Genomic DNA, 15,489 nt, shown 5'->3' on the forward strand with positions numbered 1-15,489 from the left:
CTCACCCCGTAAAACTGATCGCCGAGTTGAAGCCCCAGAGCATGATCGTGAGGACCATGTCGATGGCGATGATGGCCACCGAGCTGGCGCGCACCGCGCGACCGGAGGCGATGCCGACCCCCTCGGGACCGCCGGTGGCGAAGAACCCGAAGTACGCGTGCACCAGGATCACCACCGTGCCGAACACCGCCACCTTGATCACTGCGGCGATCATGTCGAAGCCGGAGATGAACTGGAAGAAGTAGTGGTCGTACACACCGGCCGACTGGCCGTAGACCATCGTGAGCAGCCCGCGGCAGGCGCCGTAGGCCAGGATCAGCGCGATCAGGAAGGTCGGCACGATGGCGATGGCGCCCGCGATCACCCTGGTGGTGACGACATAGGGCACCGAACGCAGGCCGAGCGCCTCGATCGCGTCGATCTCCTCGGAGATGCGCATCGCACCGATCTCGGCGGTGATCCGGCAGCCGGCCTGCGCGGCGAAGCCGATGGCCGCCGCGATCGGGGCCAGCTCACGGGTGGTCGCGTAGGCCGAGATCACGCCGGTGACCGGGCCCATGCCGAGCATGTCGAGTGAGGCGAACGATTCGACGCCCACCGAGGCGCCCATCACCAGGCCGAGCACGATCATCATCGGGACGGTGCCGCCGCCGACGATGATCGACCCGCGACCCCAGGTCATATCGGTGACCGCGCGCAGCGTTTCGTCCCGGTAGCGGCGCAGCGTCAGCGGCACCGAAGACAGCACCTGCCAGACGAACACCGCGACGAAGCCGATCGATTCACCGGCGGTGACGATCCGCTTGCCGGTGCGGGCGGGCTTGCGCAGCCAGTGCAGCGAGGTGGGGATATACGACGAGGCAGCCATCACGCCAACTTCGTCGGCAGGAACATGGCACTGATCTGGCTGGCCAGGAGGTTCACAATCGCGATCGAGACCACCGAGAGCACCACCGCCGCGTTCACCGCGTCGGCGACACCGCGCGGACCGCCCTTGGCCTCCAGGCCGCGCTGGCAGGAGATGATCACGACCAGGAAGCCGAAGATCAGCGCCTTGAGCAGCGAGACCCACACGTCACCGGCGGTCGCGAACGAACCGAACGTCGACCAGTAGCTACCCGGGGTCACGCCCTGACCGCCGACGGCGACCGCGTAACCGGCCAGCACGCCGACGAAGATGATCAGCACATTGAGCATCGGAGCGACCAGCAGCATGGCCGCCAGCCGGGGGATGACGAGCCGGTGCACCGGGTTGATGCCCATGGTGTTGAGCGCGTCGATCTCCTCGCGGATGGTGCGCGCGCCGAGGTCGGCCGCGATCGCCGCCGCGCCCGCGCCACCGAGCAGGAAGCCGGTGGCGATGGGCGCGCCCTGCTTGATCACGCCGAGGCCGCCGGTGGCGCCGAGCATGGAGTCGGCGCCGAGGCTGTGGATCAGGTTGCCGACCTGGACCGAGACGATCACGCCGAACGGAATCGCCATCAGGATCGCGGGAATGGCGGTGACCGTGATCAGGCGCCAGGCCTGCACGAGGGTCTCCCGCCACTGGAACTGCCTGCGGGCGATGTCGGAGAACGAGCCGCCGACCGATTGCTGTGCGAGATCGACCGCACGCCCGAAGGTCCGCAGCGACGACACGACGGTGTCGGTGAAATTCTTGCGGACGATCTGGGTAGCGGAATCCGGCTTCGCGGAGTGCAGATCGGTAGGCATCAGAGATGCCTCCGGGCCGCTCGCGAAGCACGGGGCTTGGTGATTTTCATACCGCACTCTCTGGCTTCGGCGTCGGTGCCAACTCCAGCAAGCTAACCGGTACTCTGCGTCACAACAAAATTTCCAGTGGGTGACCCTGGTCGCTTTTCCGCGGTTTCCATGACAGATCTAAAGGCCATGTGATCCGCAACACTTCAGCTACGGACTTGCGGCCAGGAACACAAAAGCTGCGAACAACGCCAGGTGAACGCCACTGTGTAGCAGGGTCGCGCGGCCGGGAACGATCGTCAGCGTGCCGACCACGACCGTCAGTGCGAGCAGAACCATCTGCGTAGCACCGAGACCGAGCACCAGCGGACCACTGAGCCAGATGGTCGCGATGGCGATCACCGGAATGGTCAGGCCGATGCTGGCCATCGCCGAACCGAGCGCCAGATTCAGACCGATCTGCACCTGGTTGCGCCGCGCCGAGTTCACCGCCGCGATGGTCTCGGGCAGCAGCACCAGCATCGCGATCACCACACCCACCGCCGACGGCGGCAATCCGGCCGAGGCGATCGCCGACTCGAGCGCGGGCGAGACCACCTTGGCCAGGCCGACCACGCAGATCAGGGCGAGCACCAGCATTCCGAGACTGATCAGTGCGGCCCGATTGGACGGCGCGTGGCTGTGGGCGTCACTGTCGTCGACCGCGCCGCCGTCCTCCACCGGGAGGAAATCGTCGGGGTGACGCACCGTCTGCACCATCACGAACAGCCCGTAGAGCGCCAGCGAGGCGACGGCGGCGAAGGCCAGCTGCGCCGGCGAGAACTCAGGGCCGGGCGCACTGGTGGTGAAGGTCGGCAGCACCAGGCTCAGCGTGGCCAGGGTCGCCACGGTGGCCAGGGCGGCGCCGGTTCCCTCCGCGTTGAACACCGCCACCCGCCTGCGCAGCGCGCCGACGAGCAGCACCAATCCGAAGATGCCGTTGCAGGTGATCATCACCGCGGCGAACACGGTGTCGCGGGCCAGCGAGGCCGCCTTGTCGCCGCCGGAGATCATCATCGTGACGATCAACGCCACCTCGATCACGGTCACCGCCACCGCGAGCACCAGCGAACCGTAGGGTTCACCGACCCGGTGGGCCACGACCTCGGCGTGATAGACCGCCGCCAGCACCGCGCCGACCAAGGCGATACTCACCAGCGCGACGATCAATCCCGGTACCGAACGGCCCCAGCTGAGTACGAGTACGAGCGCGGCGAGGATGGGCACGTACATGGTCCATTTAGTCGTCAACGCGGCAATCATGACCTCCATCCTTCCAGCTACGACCGGGCACACCCGGATCCGTCGCGGCATGGATCTCGGCGATGGATTCACTCGCGCCCCCTCCATGGGGAACAATTCAGCGCGTGCGGACCCAGTTCACCCTCGAGCTCGTCGCTTTGGCCAACGATCTCACCCTGATGTCGCGCGTCGCCCATGACGCGACCGAGCGGGTCACCCAGGCGCTGGCCGGAGCCGACCTCGCTGCCACCTACGAGGTGTTCGCGCTCGACGAGCAGCTACAACTGATGTTCGCCGCCTGCGAATCCCGCACCATGGCCCTGCTCGCGTTGCAGGCGCCGGTCGCGCGCGATCTGCGCCATGTGGTGACCGCGATTCAGGTTGCCGGCGAGCTGTCGCGGATCGGTCGGCGCACCGAAACCGCTGGGCAGTACGTGTATCGGGCGCATCCGGGCGTGGTCGCCCCCGCATCGGTGATCACCGAACTGGTCTCGATGGGCACGCTCGCGGCCGCCTGTGTCGCACGGGTGAGCGCGTCGGTGGCCAGCGGTCGATTCGCCGCCGACGACGGCAGCGACATCGACGCGATGGAAACGCTGTGCAAGCAGTTGCGCACCGCCCTCAGCGAGGCCGAGGTGAGCACCGAGGCCGCGATCGATATGGCGTTGCTGGGCAGTCAGTTCCAGCGATGCGTCGACCATGCCGCCCGCATCGCACGGCTGATCCGCTTCCTGGACACCGGGATTCCGCCGGAATCGGGATCACTGCCCGACTGATGGATTGTGATGTCGGTCACCTCGAGTTTGCACTCGGGCGTCAACGGTCATTTCCGTCGATAGATGAACGCTATTGAGCCGCAATCGGTTCCCGCTGTGCTGTGCGGAACCGCATAGCGGACAATCACTGACGACACCCGGTGCGGCCGTTAGGTTGTGCCGGTTCATTTCTCGACGAAGCGTCTGGGCGGTACGGGCATGAAGTGGTCTTCGATCAACGGCACGATCCTGGGACGAGCCCTGCTCGCCTTCGCCGCGGCGGTATGCCTGGCCGTGGTGAGCGCCTGTTCGAACTCGCTGCTGGACAAGGTGAATCCGGGTCCTGGCGCCGCGGGCGCGGTGACGATGTCGGGCAAGGAGGTCGGCGATCTGGTCGCCACCCTCGTCGTCGCGAAGGAAGGCCCGATGACGGGCTACACGCGCGAGAAGTTCCCGCACTGGGACACCAACAAGCCCGAGCACGGCTTCACCGGCGACCTGGCCAAGTACGCCAAATGCACCAGCCGCGAGGTGATGATGCTGCGTGACGCCAACGGCAAGGTCACCCTCGACGCCAAGACCTGCGACTTGACGGTGGCAGCCGGTGGCGGCTGGCAGGACCACTACGGCTTCATCGACAAGAAGACCGGCCAACTCGGGCCCTACAAGTTCATCACCGATCCGTCCAAGGTCGACGCCGAACACATTGTCGCCCTTGCCGAAGCATGGCGATCCGGTGCCGCCGACCGCGACGAGGACACCCGCCGCCGCATCGCCAACGACTCGATGAACCTGGTCGCCGCGGACCCGTCGGCCAACCGTTCCAAGGGTGATCAGGATCCCGCGAACTATCTGCCGCCCGGTAACTTCCGGTGCGCCTATGTGGAGCACTACGTCAAAGTGAAGGTAAAATACGCACTGACCGTTGATACCGCCGAGCACACCGCATTGCGCACCGCAGTCGATGACTGCCTCCGCCGAGGAGAGTTCAAATAAGCGAGCCCATCGAGATCACCGCCGAGAGCGCCGTCATGACCGAAGAGGAAGGGACGGTGTCCGGCGAGCTCGATGTCATGCTCGACGACGCCGGCAAGGGCCTCGTCCGCTACCGCGGCACCGATACCTGGTTCACGATCGGCAACATCGAGTGCGAGCCCCCTCGCACCTGGGACTGCGTCGCCGACCTGGTGAAGGCGATCAAGAAGGACGCGGGCACCCGAGATGTCGCCGGGAACATCGTGGTCTTCGAAGCATGAGGATTCACCTGGCAATCTGGTAGTTATGCCGACTGCCTCTCGACAATCGCCGCCACCCGACATCGCCTGGTCGACGCTGTGCCGTCGGACACCGCGCGTGCTCGCCCTCATGGCGACCGCCGCGGTGCTGATCATCGCCCTCACCTGGGAGGTCACCAGCGGCATCAGCCGGATGGACACCGCGGTGCTCGATTGGATGATCGCGCACCGCGGCGAACCGCTCACCAGCATCGCCACGGTGATCACCGACCTCGGCAGCACACTGTCGATGACGATTCTGGCGTCGTTCACCGTCGGCGTCTTCGCGCTGCGGCGCAACCTGCCGGTCGCCGCCCTGGTCGCCATCACGTCGCTGGGTGCGGGAGTGCTGGTGTGGGTGATCAAACGTCTCGTCGGCCGCCAGCGACCGCCCGAGGCGTCGCGGCTGATCTTCGAACCCAGCCTGTCGTACCCGTCGGGGCACACGCTCGGCTCCACGGTGGTCGTCGGCATCGTGGCGATCGTCCTGGTTCCGCGGATCACCAAGCACTGGCTCCGGCTGACCGCCACCGTGCTCGCGGTCGCGTTTCCCATCGCCGTCGGGTTGTCGCGCATCTATCTCGGTGTGCACTGGACCACCGATGTGCTGGCCGGTTGGATCATCGGCCTGCTGTGGCTGGTCCTGTGCGTCACCGTGTTCACCCGCGTGCTGGGCCCTCAGCCCACCGCGATCACCACCTTGCCGAACGAGGCACCCGAACGCAGGTAGTCGTAGGCGTCGGTGGCCTTGTCGACGTCGAATTCGCGGTCGATCACCGGGCGAAGGCGGTGCTCGGTGATCACCCTGTTCATCGCCTCGAAACCGGCACGGCTGCCGACTGCGATGCGCCGGATGGCCAGGTAGGAGGAGCCGAACGGGTTGTCCGGCAGTGTTGTTCCCGGTGCGGGCGCCATCGCGCCGACCATCGTCACCGTCGAGTTGTACGCGCCCGCGCGCACCGATTGTTCGAGCGTGGGCAGGCCGACCGCGTCGACGATGTGCTCGGCGCCGGTCCCGGTCAGGTCCATCACCGCATCACCCCAGTTCCTGGTCACGGTGCGGTCGATCACCGTGTCGGCGCCCAGCGCGCGCAACCGGTCGGCCTTCGCCTGGCTGGAGGTGATCGAGATGACCTCGGCGCCGAGGATTTTCGCGAACTGGATCGCGTACAGCGCCACCGCGCCGCTTCCGACAGTGAGCACGCGCGCACCGGGGGCAGGCGGAACGGGTGTGGTGAGCGCCGACCAGGCGACCAAGCCCGCGCACGTCAGGGTCGCCGCCTCCGCATCGGTGAGATGGGCGGGCACGTGCACGATCGAATCCTCCTCGACGAGTGCGTAGGTGGCGAGGAATCCGTCGTAGTTCGCGCCGTACTGTTCGGCGGCCGTGGCGAGGGTTTGCGGACCGTCGACCCAGTGGACGAAGTAGCTCGCGGTGATCCGATCGCCGATTTCCGCGCGGGTCACCGCGGGGCCGAGCGCGATCACCTCGCCGACGCCATCGGAGAGCGGGATGATGCCGGGGGTGGCGGGCAACGGGTAGGTGCCGTCCATCAGCATCAGATCGCGGCGGTTCACCGAGGCGGCGCTGACCCGGATCAGGACCTGATGCGGGCCCGGTTCGGGCCGCTGCTGTTCGGTCCGCGTGAGACCACCGTCGAGGTGGTAGGCGAAAGCGTGGTCGGGGTGGAGTTCGTTGTGCGGCATGGGAACAACTGTGTCGGCGACGGTGAGACCGCGCGATTCCCTGGAGGGTATGGGCGCTGGTCCACGGCGGGGAATGGCGGCGGCCGTCGACGCGGTTTACTCCGGTCATGACGACCGCGCTGCCGACGACCGGTTTCGGCCCCCAACTGCGTCACTGGCGCACGCTGCGCCGGGTCAGCCAGCTCGACCTGGCGATTCGGGCCGAGACCAGTCAGCGGTACCTGAGCTTCCTCGAGCAGGGCAAGTCGCAGCCGGGTCGCACGATGGTGGTGCGACTGGCCGAATCGCTCGAGCTGTCGCTGCGCGACCGCAACACCTTGCTGCTGTCCGCCGGATTCGCGCCGGTATTCCCCGAAAGCGACCTGTCCGCACCGGAGTTGGCACCGGTGCGCGAGGCGATCAGCGCGGTTCTCGACGGGCACATGCCCTACCCGGCGCTCGTCGCCCGCCCGCGCGGCGAACTCGTCACCGCCAATGCCGCGTTCGACCTGTTCACCGAGGGTGTCGACCCGCAACTGCTGCGTTCGCCGATCAATGTCCTTCGGCTGGCCATGCACCCCGACGGCGTCGCCCCGCGCGTGCGCAACCTTCCCGACTGGGGCAGGCACATCATGGATTCGCTCCGGGGCCGCGCCGCGCACACCCCCGATCCGGCCCTCGACCAGCTCGTCGCCGAGCTGTCGAGCTACCTGCCTGCCCCCTCCCCCGGTCCCGACCATGTCGGCTTCGCCGTTCCCCTCCACCTGCACACCCCCGACGGTGACCTCCGCCTGATCACCACCCTCACCTCCTTCGCGACGGCCACCGATGTCACCATCGCCGAACTCCACCTCGAGGCCTTCCTGCCCGCCGACGCGGAAACCGCGCGCATCCTGCGGCTGCGCGCGGACCGGCACCGAACGAAGCAGTGATCGCGCACCGCGTGACAGCCCTCGATCACCGCCGACCGAGGGCTGCCCGGATCACTGTGCGGCAGTTGCGGATTCCACCCGCACCGGCGCATCCCAATCGATGCGGTACCGGCGTTCGGCGCCCATCGTCTTCTCCGGGTTCATCACCGTCTTGACCATGAGCGGCATCATCGCGTTCATCACCTTGCGGGCGAGTGGTCCCGGCGTCTTGCTGTGGTTGATCTTCGCCGCGCGAGCCGCGATGCCTTCCACGCGAGCCCGGCGCAACTGCTCGTAGGCCGCGAAAGCCTCGGTGGGCGAGGCGATATCGCGCAGGCATCGCGCCAGCTGGACGGCGCTCTCGATCGCCAGTGACGCACCCTGTCCCGAGCTGTTCGACGGTGCGTGCACCGAGTCGCCAACCAGCACCATGCGGTCGCGATACCAGTGCGGCACCGGCGGCATGATGTGCAGGGCGCCGGTGATCTCGAGGTTCTGCGCCGTGGTGCGGCGGGTGAATTCCGCGCCGGGAGAATCGGGCGCGTACGTCTCGCGCAGTACTTCCAGCCAGTGCTCCGCGGGGACGGCACGGGCATCGGTGAGCGAAAGGTATTGCTTGCTCGGCAGGTTCGCACCCCACGCCACCCGGCCGTCGGCCTGCTTCCAGTACAGGTAGTACGCCTTGGCGCCGAAGGCGAACACCATGGTGTCGTCCGGCAGGTCGAGGTCACATTCGACCAGAGCACCGAAGCCGAGCATTCCGGTGTAGTCGGGGCCCGGCGCGGCCGGGTCGATCAGACTTCGCACGGTGGAACGGATTCCGTCCGCGCCGACGAGGATATCGGCGGTGGCGGTCGATCCGTCGGTGAAGTGCGCGGTGACACCGTCGGGATGTTCGTCGACCCTCGTCAGCCGCTTGTCGTAGCTGAACGGCACCCCGGCGGCGACCGCGTGATCGTGCAGGGTGCGGTGCAATGCACCGCGGTCGACCGCCTGTAGCGGGGGCTGGTCGGCCAGCACCGGCATGATGTGTTCACGACCGCTCACGCGCAGTCGCATCTGCGCGACCGGCAGGGCGATCTCGCGCACCGCGTCACCGGCGCCGATGATGTCGAGCGCCGCGACACCGTTGGGCGCCAGCGCGAGCCCGGAGCCGATGCCCTCGGAGGGGCCGGAATAGGCCTCGTAGACATGGGCGTCGATGCCTGCTTTGCGCAAGGCGGTGGCGGCGACGGGCCCGGCGATGCCGCCGCCGATGATCAATGCGGAACGGGTGGTGGACATGGATGATCTCCAGATCTGTATCGGCGCCACCCAGCTATCCTGTGGTTGCCTCACCTCGTGGCCGGGTGCGCCTGGTTTCGAGACGGTTTCTCGGGCTCGGTGGGGTGTTGCCGCACGCCACCGGGTCCGGGTCTTGGAGCGGAGCTAGTCGTTCCCCCTCTCGCCGAGTTCGGGGATCTGTTCGGTGGGCATGCCGTCGACATGCCACTGCCGCCAGAGTTCGAGGCCCTCGAAGGTGCCCGCGGCGAGTTCCGCGCACAGGGAACGCGCCCAGTTCGCCTCGGCTTCCAGCATCGCCAGGCCGAATTCGGATTCGACGAGGAACAGCCGGGGCAGCGTCAGCTCGGCCAGCTCGGCCTTGGTGGTCTCGATGGTTCGCTCCAGCGCAGCGACGCGGGTGCCGAGCAGTGCGATCACCTCGTCCGGCGGCAGCACCGCCAGAATCGACAGGCCCGCGGTGAACCGGTGATGTTCGGGCTCGGGCGCGGCGAGCAGTTCGCGCGTCCAGTCCGCCATCTCGGTGCGGCCCGCGTCGGTGATCCGGTAGATCACCCGCTCAGGGCGCGCGCCGTCGCGTTCACTGCCGATGACCTCGAGGAATCCGGCCTTCTCCATGTTCTGCACGACGGTGTAGAGCGAGCCCCACTTGATGTCCATGTCACGGTCTTTGCCGTGCGCGCGCAGGGTGGCGGCGATCTCGTAGCGGTGCATCGGGCGCTGCACGATCACCGAGAGCACGGCGAGCGCCAGCAGATTGTTCACTTTGCGCTTCGTAGCCATGATTGCCTCCTTACTCGTCTACGAATATACGTCTACGAGTATTAGGCGGCAAGGCTTGTCCAGCGGAGTGGACGGCGCAATTCAGACTTTCGATACCTCGCCGCTATCAGCGCCCTGGTCGAGCAGCTTGGCCGCGATCTTCGACAGCGCCTCGTCGAGCAGCGCGCGGTCGACCGGATCCTCGGAATTCCAGTCGTCGAGGCGGTCACCGAGCCAGCGCCGCCAACCCGCCCGCAGCTTGTCGACCTCGGCGTCGCCGTCGGCGGTCAGCGAGAGGACGCCCCCGTCGTCGTGCAACAGACCCGCGTCGGCGGCCTGGCGGAAGACGGGCGAGAGCACCTCCACCGGCAGCCGGTATCGGTAGGAGATGGCGTGCACCGTGGCAGGCATGCCTTCCTTGGCATAGAGGTAGACCTGCCCCAACGCCCACGCCGCGTCCGGGCTCAGCGTGCTGCCGGAGGCCGCGATGAGCTCGGGGATGATCGGTTTCTCCGCCCTGGCCTTGCGCACCGTCGTGGCGACCGCGCGTTCCAGTTGCACCACCCGGTCGTGCGAATCGGGCACCGAGAATCCCTCGCCGACGTCACCGGCGCCGTGGCGGGCGCTGTCACGCAGCCGCACCTGCGGCAGGAACCACGCCACGACGAAACCGACCAGCGCCACCGGAACGACCCAGCGGAACACGTGGTCGATCGACAGCGCGTAGGCGTCGATGATGGGCGCGGCCTGCTCGTACGGCAGTTCTCGCAGCAGTTTCGGATTCGCGACCACCTCGGGCGAGACGCCCGGCGTCTGCGCCAACGCGTTCTCCAGCGCGGTCTTGCTCTGGTTGGTATAGAGCGTGCCGAAGACGGCGGTGCCGAACGCGCTGCCGAGGGTGCGGAAGAAGGTGACGCCCGAGGTGGCGGTGCCGAGGTCGGCGTAGGGCACGGTGTTCTGCACGACGATGGTGAGCACCTGCATCGACAGGCCGAGCCCGGAGCCGAGAATCAGCATGTACAGCGATTCCAGCCACACGCTCGTGTCGTGCCCCATCGTCGACATCAGGCCGAGGCCCACCGCCATCACCGCCATGCCGACGATCGGGAAGTACCGGTACTGCCCGGTTTTCCCGACCACCTGCCCGGAGAAGACCGAGGTGATGAACAGGCCGACGACCAGTGGCAGCGTTCGCACGCCGGAGATCGTCGCTGTCGCGCCGTCGACATATTGCAGATAGGCGGGCAGGTAGGTCATCGAGCCGAGCATCGCGAAGCCCACGATGAAACTGAGCACCGACGACACCGTGAACACCCGGCTGCGGAACAACCGCATCGGCAGCATCGGCTCCTTCGCCCGGTTCTCCACCAGCACGAATCCGGTGAGCAGTACCACCGCGAGCACGAACAAACCGATGATCTGCCAAGAGCCCCACGGATATTCGTTGCCACCGAACTCGAGTCCGAGGATCAGCGACGAGACACCGAGCGCGACCAGGCCGATGCCGAGGTAGTCGATCACCGGCCGGGCGACCGCGCGCAGGTGTGGGAGCGTGCGCGCCGCCATCACCACCATGATGATCGCGATCGGCACATTCACGTAGAAGCACCAGCGCCAACTCGCGTGGTCGGTGAACAGCCCACCGAGGGTGGGCCCGACGACGGTGGTCACGCCGAACACCGCGCCGAGCGCGCCCTGATATTTGCCGCGTTCGCGCAGCGGAATGGTGTCGGCGATCAGGGCCATCGAGGTGACCATCAACCCGCCGGCGCCGACGCCCTGGATCGCGCGGGCCACGATCAGGACGACCATGCCATTGGAGACACCGGCCAGCGCCGAGCCCGCGATGAAGATGATGCCGCTGATCTGGAACAGCAGTTTGCGGCCGAACAGGTCACCGAGTTTGCCCGCGAGCACGGTCGCGACGGCCTCGGCGAGCAGGTACGCGGTCACCACCCAGGCCATGTGCCCCGCGCTGCCGAGATCGGCGACGATCGAGGGCAGCGCCGCCGACACGATGGTCTGGTCGAGTGCGGCCATGAGCATGCCGAGCACCACGGTCGCGAAGATGATGTTGATCTTCGCCTTGCTCATCGGCTCGACGGGCTCGTCTACAGCAACACCATCCGACATTGCCTCAGTATGGGCTTTCAGGTCGGGTGCCAGACCCCAGTGACACGGCAGCAATCGCCACCGATCGCTCAGCGCACGGCGTAGTTTCCCAGGCCCGGTTCGAGCGCGTCGAAGGCGATTTCGGCATCGCGGGTCAGCGCGGCGGCGATCTCGGTGTCGGATTCACCGTCGAGCGTGCGGCGGGTGATTTCGTCGAACAACACCCTCAGCACACCGGCGAGTTGGGCCGCGGCCACCCGCGGGGTGATGTCATCGGGCGCGGCGCCGGTCTCGGTGGCCAGCGCGACGGCCAGCGCCACCTGACGGTCGTCGTTGAAGTCGCGCACGCGGGCCGTCAGCGCCGGACTGTCGGCGATCATCCGGGCGAACGGTTCGCCGCTGAAGCCGATGAGTTGGTCGTGGGCCGCGACGGCCGCCAGGTACGCGTGACGCAGCGCCGCCAGGGCCGATTGCCCCGGTTCGCGGTCGCGCACGATCGCGGCGAGTTGCTCGATGTAGACCTGGCCGAGGTCGAGGGCGAGGTCTTCCTTGCGGGGGAAGTAGTTGGTGACGGTCATCTTGGCGACGTCGGCGGCCGCCGCCACTTCCGCGATGGTCACCCGGTCGAAGCCGCGTTCCAGGAACAGCGCGGTGGCCCGGTCGGAGATCTGCTCCCTGGTCTGCTGCTTCTTCCTGGCCCGTAGCCCCGGTTGCGTCATGTCACCAGCATATCTGAAACCGTCATAAATTTACCCTTGACATATTTTTATGTTCGTTCTAAGTTTGTGCTCGTTGTACTGAGCCCATCAGTCCTGCTTCTCGCCGCAGATCGAACGGGAGTCTTCTTGACCACCACTGTCACCGCCGATCCCATTCGCGACTACCTGACCACGATCGGCCGCACTCCCCTGCTGACCGCCGAGCAGGAATACGCCCTCGGCGCGCGCATCGCCGCGGGTGCCGCCGCGCGCGCCGAGATCGACTCAGCCGATGACGAACTCACCGCCGCACGACGAGAACTGTTGCACCGCACCGAACTCGACGGTCTGCGCGCGAAAGATCAGATGGTGCGGGCGAACCTGCGCCTGGTCGTCTCCATCGCCCGCCGGTTCCCGACCAATACCGGGATGTCGCTGCTCGATCTGATTCAGGAGGGCACGCTCGGACTGATGCGGGCGGTGGAGAAGTTCGACCACGAGCGTGGGCTCAAACTCTCCACCTACGCGACGTTCTGGATCCGGCAGTCGATCGGTCGCGCGCTCACCGATCAGGGGCGCGCGATCCGGCTGCCCTCGAATGTGGCCGACGTGCTGCACCGGGTGATCCGGGTGCGGCGCGAGCTGACCCACCAACTGCGGCGGGCGGCCACGACGGAAGAACTCGCCGTCGCCGCCGAACTCACTGTCGCGCAGGTCGAAGCGATGCTGCGACACGAAGCCGAGCCGGTGTCGCTGCACGCGCCCGTCGGCGAGGACACCGATCTGGGCTCGCTACTTCCCGACACCACGCCCGCACCCGCGGATGTGGTCGCGGATCGAATGCTCGGCGGCTACGTCGAGACGGCCTTGATGGTGCTCACCGAACGAGAATCCGCCGTGATCCGGCTGCGGTTCGGCCTCGATCGCGGTGAAGGCCGCACGCTGGAGGAGGTGGGTTCGGCGCTCGGCTTCTCCCGCGAACGGGCACGCCAGATCGAGGCGAAAGCCATGATCAAGCTGCGCAGACCCGCTTGCGCCCGTACGCTAGCCGGATTGCTGGGGTGAACTTCCCTCCTATCTTACTCCAGAGTAAGATAGGAGCATGGCATGGAAACCAACTGACATCGCGGACCAGTCCGGGCGCACGTTCGTGATCACCGGGGCCAACGGCGGCCTCGGTGCCGAAACCACCAAGGCGCTGGCAGGTAAGGGCGCCACCGTGATCATGGCCTGCCGCAACGCAAGTAAGGCGCAGCCCATCGCCGACGCCATCCCCGGCGACGTGCGGGTGGCCGCGCTCGACTTGGCCGATCTGGCTTCCGTGCGCGAATTCGCTGCCCAGCAGGGCGAATTCGATGTGCTGATCAATAACGCGGGCCTGATGAACATCCCGTTCTCGCGCACCGCCGACGGGTTCGAAACCCAGTTCGGCGTCAACCACCTCGGCCACTACGCCCTCACGGGACTGCTGCTCGATCGCGTCCGCGACCGGGTGGTGTCGATCGCCAGCATCGCGCACAAGCAGACCCCGAAGCTGTGGATCGACGACCTCAACTACGAGAACCGCCGCTACCAGCGCAATCTCGCCTACGCCCAGGCCAAGCTCGCCAACCTGATGTTCGGCCGTGAACTGCAGCGCAGGCTCACCGAGGCCGGATCGGCGAAGAAGTCCTACGTCGTGCACCCCGGGGTCTCGGCAACGGATCTGTTCGCCCGCACCGAGACCCCGCTGGATCGGATCAGCAAGCCGTTCATCAGGCTCATCGGCCACGCGCCCGCCAAGGCCGCGCACTCCACACTGTTCGGGGCGACCGAACCCGACGCCGATCCCACCACCTACTGGGGTCCCAACCGTTTGATGCAGTCCCAGGGCCCGGTCGAGGCCTGCCCGTCGAGCAAGATCTCGCGCGATCCCGAACTGCTGCGCAGGCTGTGGGAGGAATCCGAGCGGATGACCGGGATCAGCTACAAGTTCTGAGTCACGCCACCACCGTGAGCACGATCTTACCGCGGGTGCGCTGATTGTCGCTGATCTCGTGGGCCTTGCTCACCAGATCCAACGGCAGAACGGTCTCCACGTGGGGACGCAGCGCACCCGCTTCGACCAGGTCCGCGATGGCGCGCAGGCTCGCTCCGTCGGGTTCGACGATCATGAATCCGGCACGCACTCCGAGCGGGCGGGCCTGCTCGACCAATGCCGCTTCCGCCGGGGAGGCCAGCGATACGACGATGCCGCCCGGGCGAAGGACTCGCAGGGATCGCGGGCCGTATTCGCCGCCGACGGTGTCGACCACCACGTCGATATCGCGGGCTTGCTCTACGAAATCTGTTGTCGTGTAGTCGATTACCTCGTCGGCGCCGAGATCACGGACGAATTCGCGATTGTCGGCGCGCGCCGTGGCGATCACATACGCGCCGCGCGCCTTGGCGATCTGCACCGCGACGTGGCCGACCCCACCCGCGCCGGCGTGGATCAACACCCGCTGACCCGGCCGCACGTCGGCGGTGTCGACGAGCGCCTGCCAGGCGGTGAGCGCGACGAGCGCCAGTGCGCCGGCTTCGGTGTGGGTGAGGTTCGCCGGCTTGCGCGCGAGATGGCGGGTCGGCGCGGTGACGTACTCGGCGTAGGTGCCCGCGGCGTGCGGCAGGCGCGGCATGCCGAACACCTCGTCACCGGGGGCGAACAGCGTCACGCCGAGGCCGACCTCCTCGACCACGCCGGACACGTCCCAGCCCAGCGGGATGATCGCGCCGAACAGCCCACCGCTGCTGCGATGCCATGAATCGGTCGGGTTCACCCCGGCCGCGTGGACGCGGATCAGCACTTCCCCTGGGCCCGGCGTCGGCTTGTCGACCTCGATCACCCGCAGTACCTCGGGTCCGCCGAAGGTGTCCTGCCCGATTGCCCGCATTGCTCTTCTCCCTTGTCTCGCATGCCGTTTCGAATGGAACCGGCTGTGCGAGAACCACGATGCCGGGTCGGCGAGACGGCGACGAGTGGCAAGAAAGTCAATATGTGCAAGAATCT

At 67.1% G+C, this 15,489-nt stretch carries 16 protein-coding genes; 7 read left to right on the top strand and 9 right to left on the bottom strand.

Going from position 1 to position 15,489, the window contains the following annotated elements; translation table 11 throughout:
* Position 1: 1 nt before the first annotated feature.
* From IBJ82_RS33700 to IBJ82_RS33710, 3 genes are all read right to left on the bottom strand, one after another.
* Positions 2-868 carry an ABC transporter permease gene (locus IBJ82_RS33700; protein WP_194830041.1) on the bottom strand — a complete coding sequence of 289 codons (867 nt, stop codon included), beginning with the start codon at positions 866-868 and terminating at the stop codon, positions 2-4.
* The gene (locus IBJ82_RS33705; protein ID WP_063006068.1) at positions 868-1,713 is read right to left on the bottom strand and encodes an ABC transporter permease; all 846 of its coding nucleotides are present in this window, start codon (positions 1,711-1,713) and stop codon (positions 868-870) included. Before IBJ82_RS33705 ends, IBJ82_RS33700 begins: the two co-directional genes overlap by 1 nt.
* Positions 1,714-1,911: 198 nt before the next feature.
* Positions 1,912-3,003: a calcium:proton antiporter gene (locus IBJ82_RS33710; protein WP_228538067.1), complete on the bottom strand. Its 1,092-nt coding sequence runs from the start codon at positions 3,001-3,003 to the stop codon at positions 1,912-1,914.
* 104 nt (positions 3,004-3,107) lie between these two features.
* Here IBJ82_RS33710 and IBJ82_RS33715 point away from each other — a divergent pair, with 104 nt between their 5' ends.
* The 4 genes from IBJ82_RS33715 to IBJ82_RS33730 all read left to right on the top strand — a co-directional run bounded on the left by IBJ82_RS33715 (position 3,108) and on the right by IBJ82_RS33730 (position 5,741).
* Positions 3,108-3,758 carry a PhoU domain-containing protein gene (locus IBJ82_RS33715; protein WP_063006066.1) on the top strand — a complete coding sequence of 217 codons (651 nt, stop codon included), beginning with the start codon at positions 3,108-3,110 and terminating at the stop codon, positions 3,756-3,758.
* Between the two features lie 198 nt (positions 3,759-3,956).
* Positions 3,957-4,733: an HNH endonuclease family protein gene (locus IBJ82_RS33720; protein ID WP_194830043.1), complete on the top strand. Its 777-nt coding sequence runs from the start codon at positions 3,957-3,959 to the stop codon at positions 4,731-4,733.
* 35 nt (positions 4,734-4,768) lie between these two features.
* On the top strand, positions 4,769-4,993 hold the full coding sequence (locus IBJ82_RS33725; RefSeq protein WP_194830044.1) for a hypothetical protein: 225 nt from the start codon (positions 4,769-4,771) through the stop codon (positions 4,991-4,993).
* Between the two features lie 25 nt (positions 4,994-5,018).
* Positions 5,019-5,741, top strand: a complete 723-nt coding sequence (locus tag IBJ82_RS33730; protein WP_194830045.1) for a phosphatase PAP2 family protein — start codon at positions 5,019-5,021, stop codon at positions 5,739-5,741.
* Here the strand turns inward: IBJ82_RS33730 and IBJ82_RS33735 are convergent.
* A complete protein-coding gene (locus IBJ82_RS33735) occupies positions 5,690-6,718 on the bottom strand; it encodes an NAD(P)-dependent alcohol dehydrogenase (RefSeq protein ID WP_194830046.1) in 1,029 nt (342 codons plus the stop codon). The genes IBJ82_RS33730 and IBJ82_RS33735 overlap by 52 nt on opposite strands.
* A gap of 107 nt (positions 6,719-6,825) precedes the next feature.
* On the opposite strand from IBJ82_RS33735, the gene IBJ82_RS33740 reads away from it, so the two are divergent.
* Complete coding sequence (locus IBJ82_RS33740) at positions 6,826-7,629, top strand: helix-turn-helix domain-containing protein (protein ID WP_194830047.1); 804 nt, start codon at positions 6,826-6,828, stop codon at positions 7,627-7,629.
* Positions 7,630-7,680: 51 nt separating this feature from the next.
* Here IBJ82_RS33740 and IBJ82_RS33745 read toward each other — a convergent pair whose 3' ends face one another.
* The 4 genes from IBJ82_RS33745 to IBJ82_RS33760 all read right to left on the bottom strand — a co-directional run bounded on the left by IBJ82_RS33745 (position 7,681) and on the right by IBJ82_RS33760 (position 12,482).
* Positions 7,681-8,892 carry an FAD-dependent monooxygenase gene (locus IBJ82_RS33745; protein WP_194830048.1) on the bottom strand — a complete coding sequence of 404 codons (1,212 nt, stop codon included), beginning with the start codon at positions 8,890-8,892 and terminating at the stop codon, positions 7,681-7,683.
* Between the two features lie 144 nt (positions 8,893-9,036).
* Complete coding sequence (locus IBJ82_RS33750; RefSeq protein ID WP_194830049.1) at positions 9,037-9,672, bottom strand: PadR family transcriptional regulator; 636 nt, start codon at positions 9,670-9,672, stop codon at positions 9,037-9,039.
* 81 nt (positions 9,673-9,753) lie between these two features.
* Positions 9,754-11,784 (bottom strand): MDR family MFS transporter, encoded by a 2,031-nt coding sequence (locus tag IBJ82_RS33755; RefSeq protein WP_228538068.1) that lies wholly within the window; start codon positions 11,782-11,784, stop codon positions 9,754-9,756.
* Positions 11,785-11,852: 68 nt separating this feature from the next.
* On the bottom strand, positions 11,853-12,482 hold the full coding sequence (locus tag IBJ82_RS33760) for a TetR/AcrR family transcriptional regulator (RefSeq protein WP_194830050.1): 630 nt from the start codon (positions 12,480-12,482) through the stop codon (positions 11,853-11,855).
* Positions 12,483-12,608: 126 nt separating this feature from the next.
* Here IBJ82_RS33760 and IBJ82_RS33765 point away from each other — a divergent pair, with 126 nt between their 5' ends.
* A complete protein-coding gene (locus tag IBJ82_RS33765; protein ID WP_194830051.1) occupies positions 12,609-13,526 on the top strand; it encodes an RNA polymerase sigma factor RpoD/SigA in 918 nt (305 codons plus the stop codon).
* Between the two features lie 37 nt (positions 13,527-13,563).
* A complete protein-coding gene (locus IBJ82_RS33770; RefSeq protein ID WP_194830052.1) occupies positions 13,564-14,439 on the top strand; it encodes an oxidoreductase in 876 nt (291 codons plus the stop codon).
* Position 14,440: 1 nt separating this feature from the next.
* On the opposite strand, the gene IBJ82_RS33775 is transcribed toward IBJ82_RS33770, so the two are convergent.
* The gene (locus tag IBJ82_RS33775; protein WP_194830053.1) at positions 14,441-15,373 is read right to left on the bottom strand and encodes an NADP-dependent oxidoreductase; all 933 of its coding nucleotides are present in this window, start codon (positions 15,371-15,373) and stop codon (positions 14,441-14,443) included.
* Between the last annotated feature and the right edge of the window lie 116 nt (positions 15,374-15,489).

Source organism: Nocardia sp. XZ_19_231 (assembly GCF_015355705.1).
GTDB classification, from domain to species: Bacteria; Actinomycetota; Actinomycetes; order Mycobacteriales; family Mycobacteriaceae; genus Nocardia; species Nocardia salmonicida.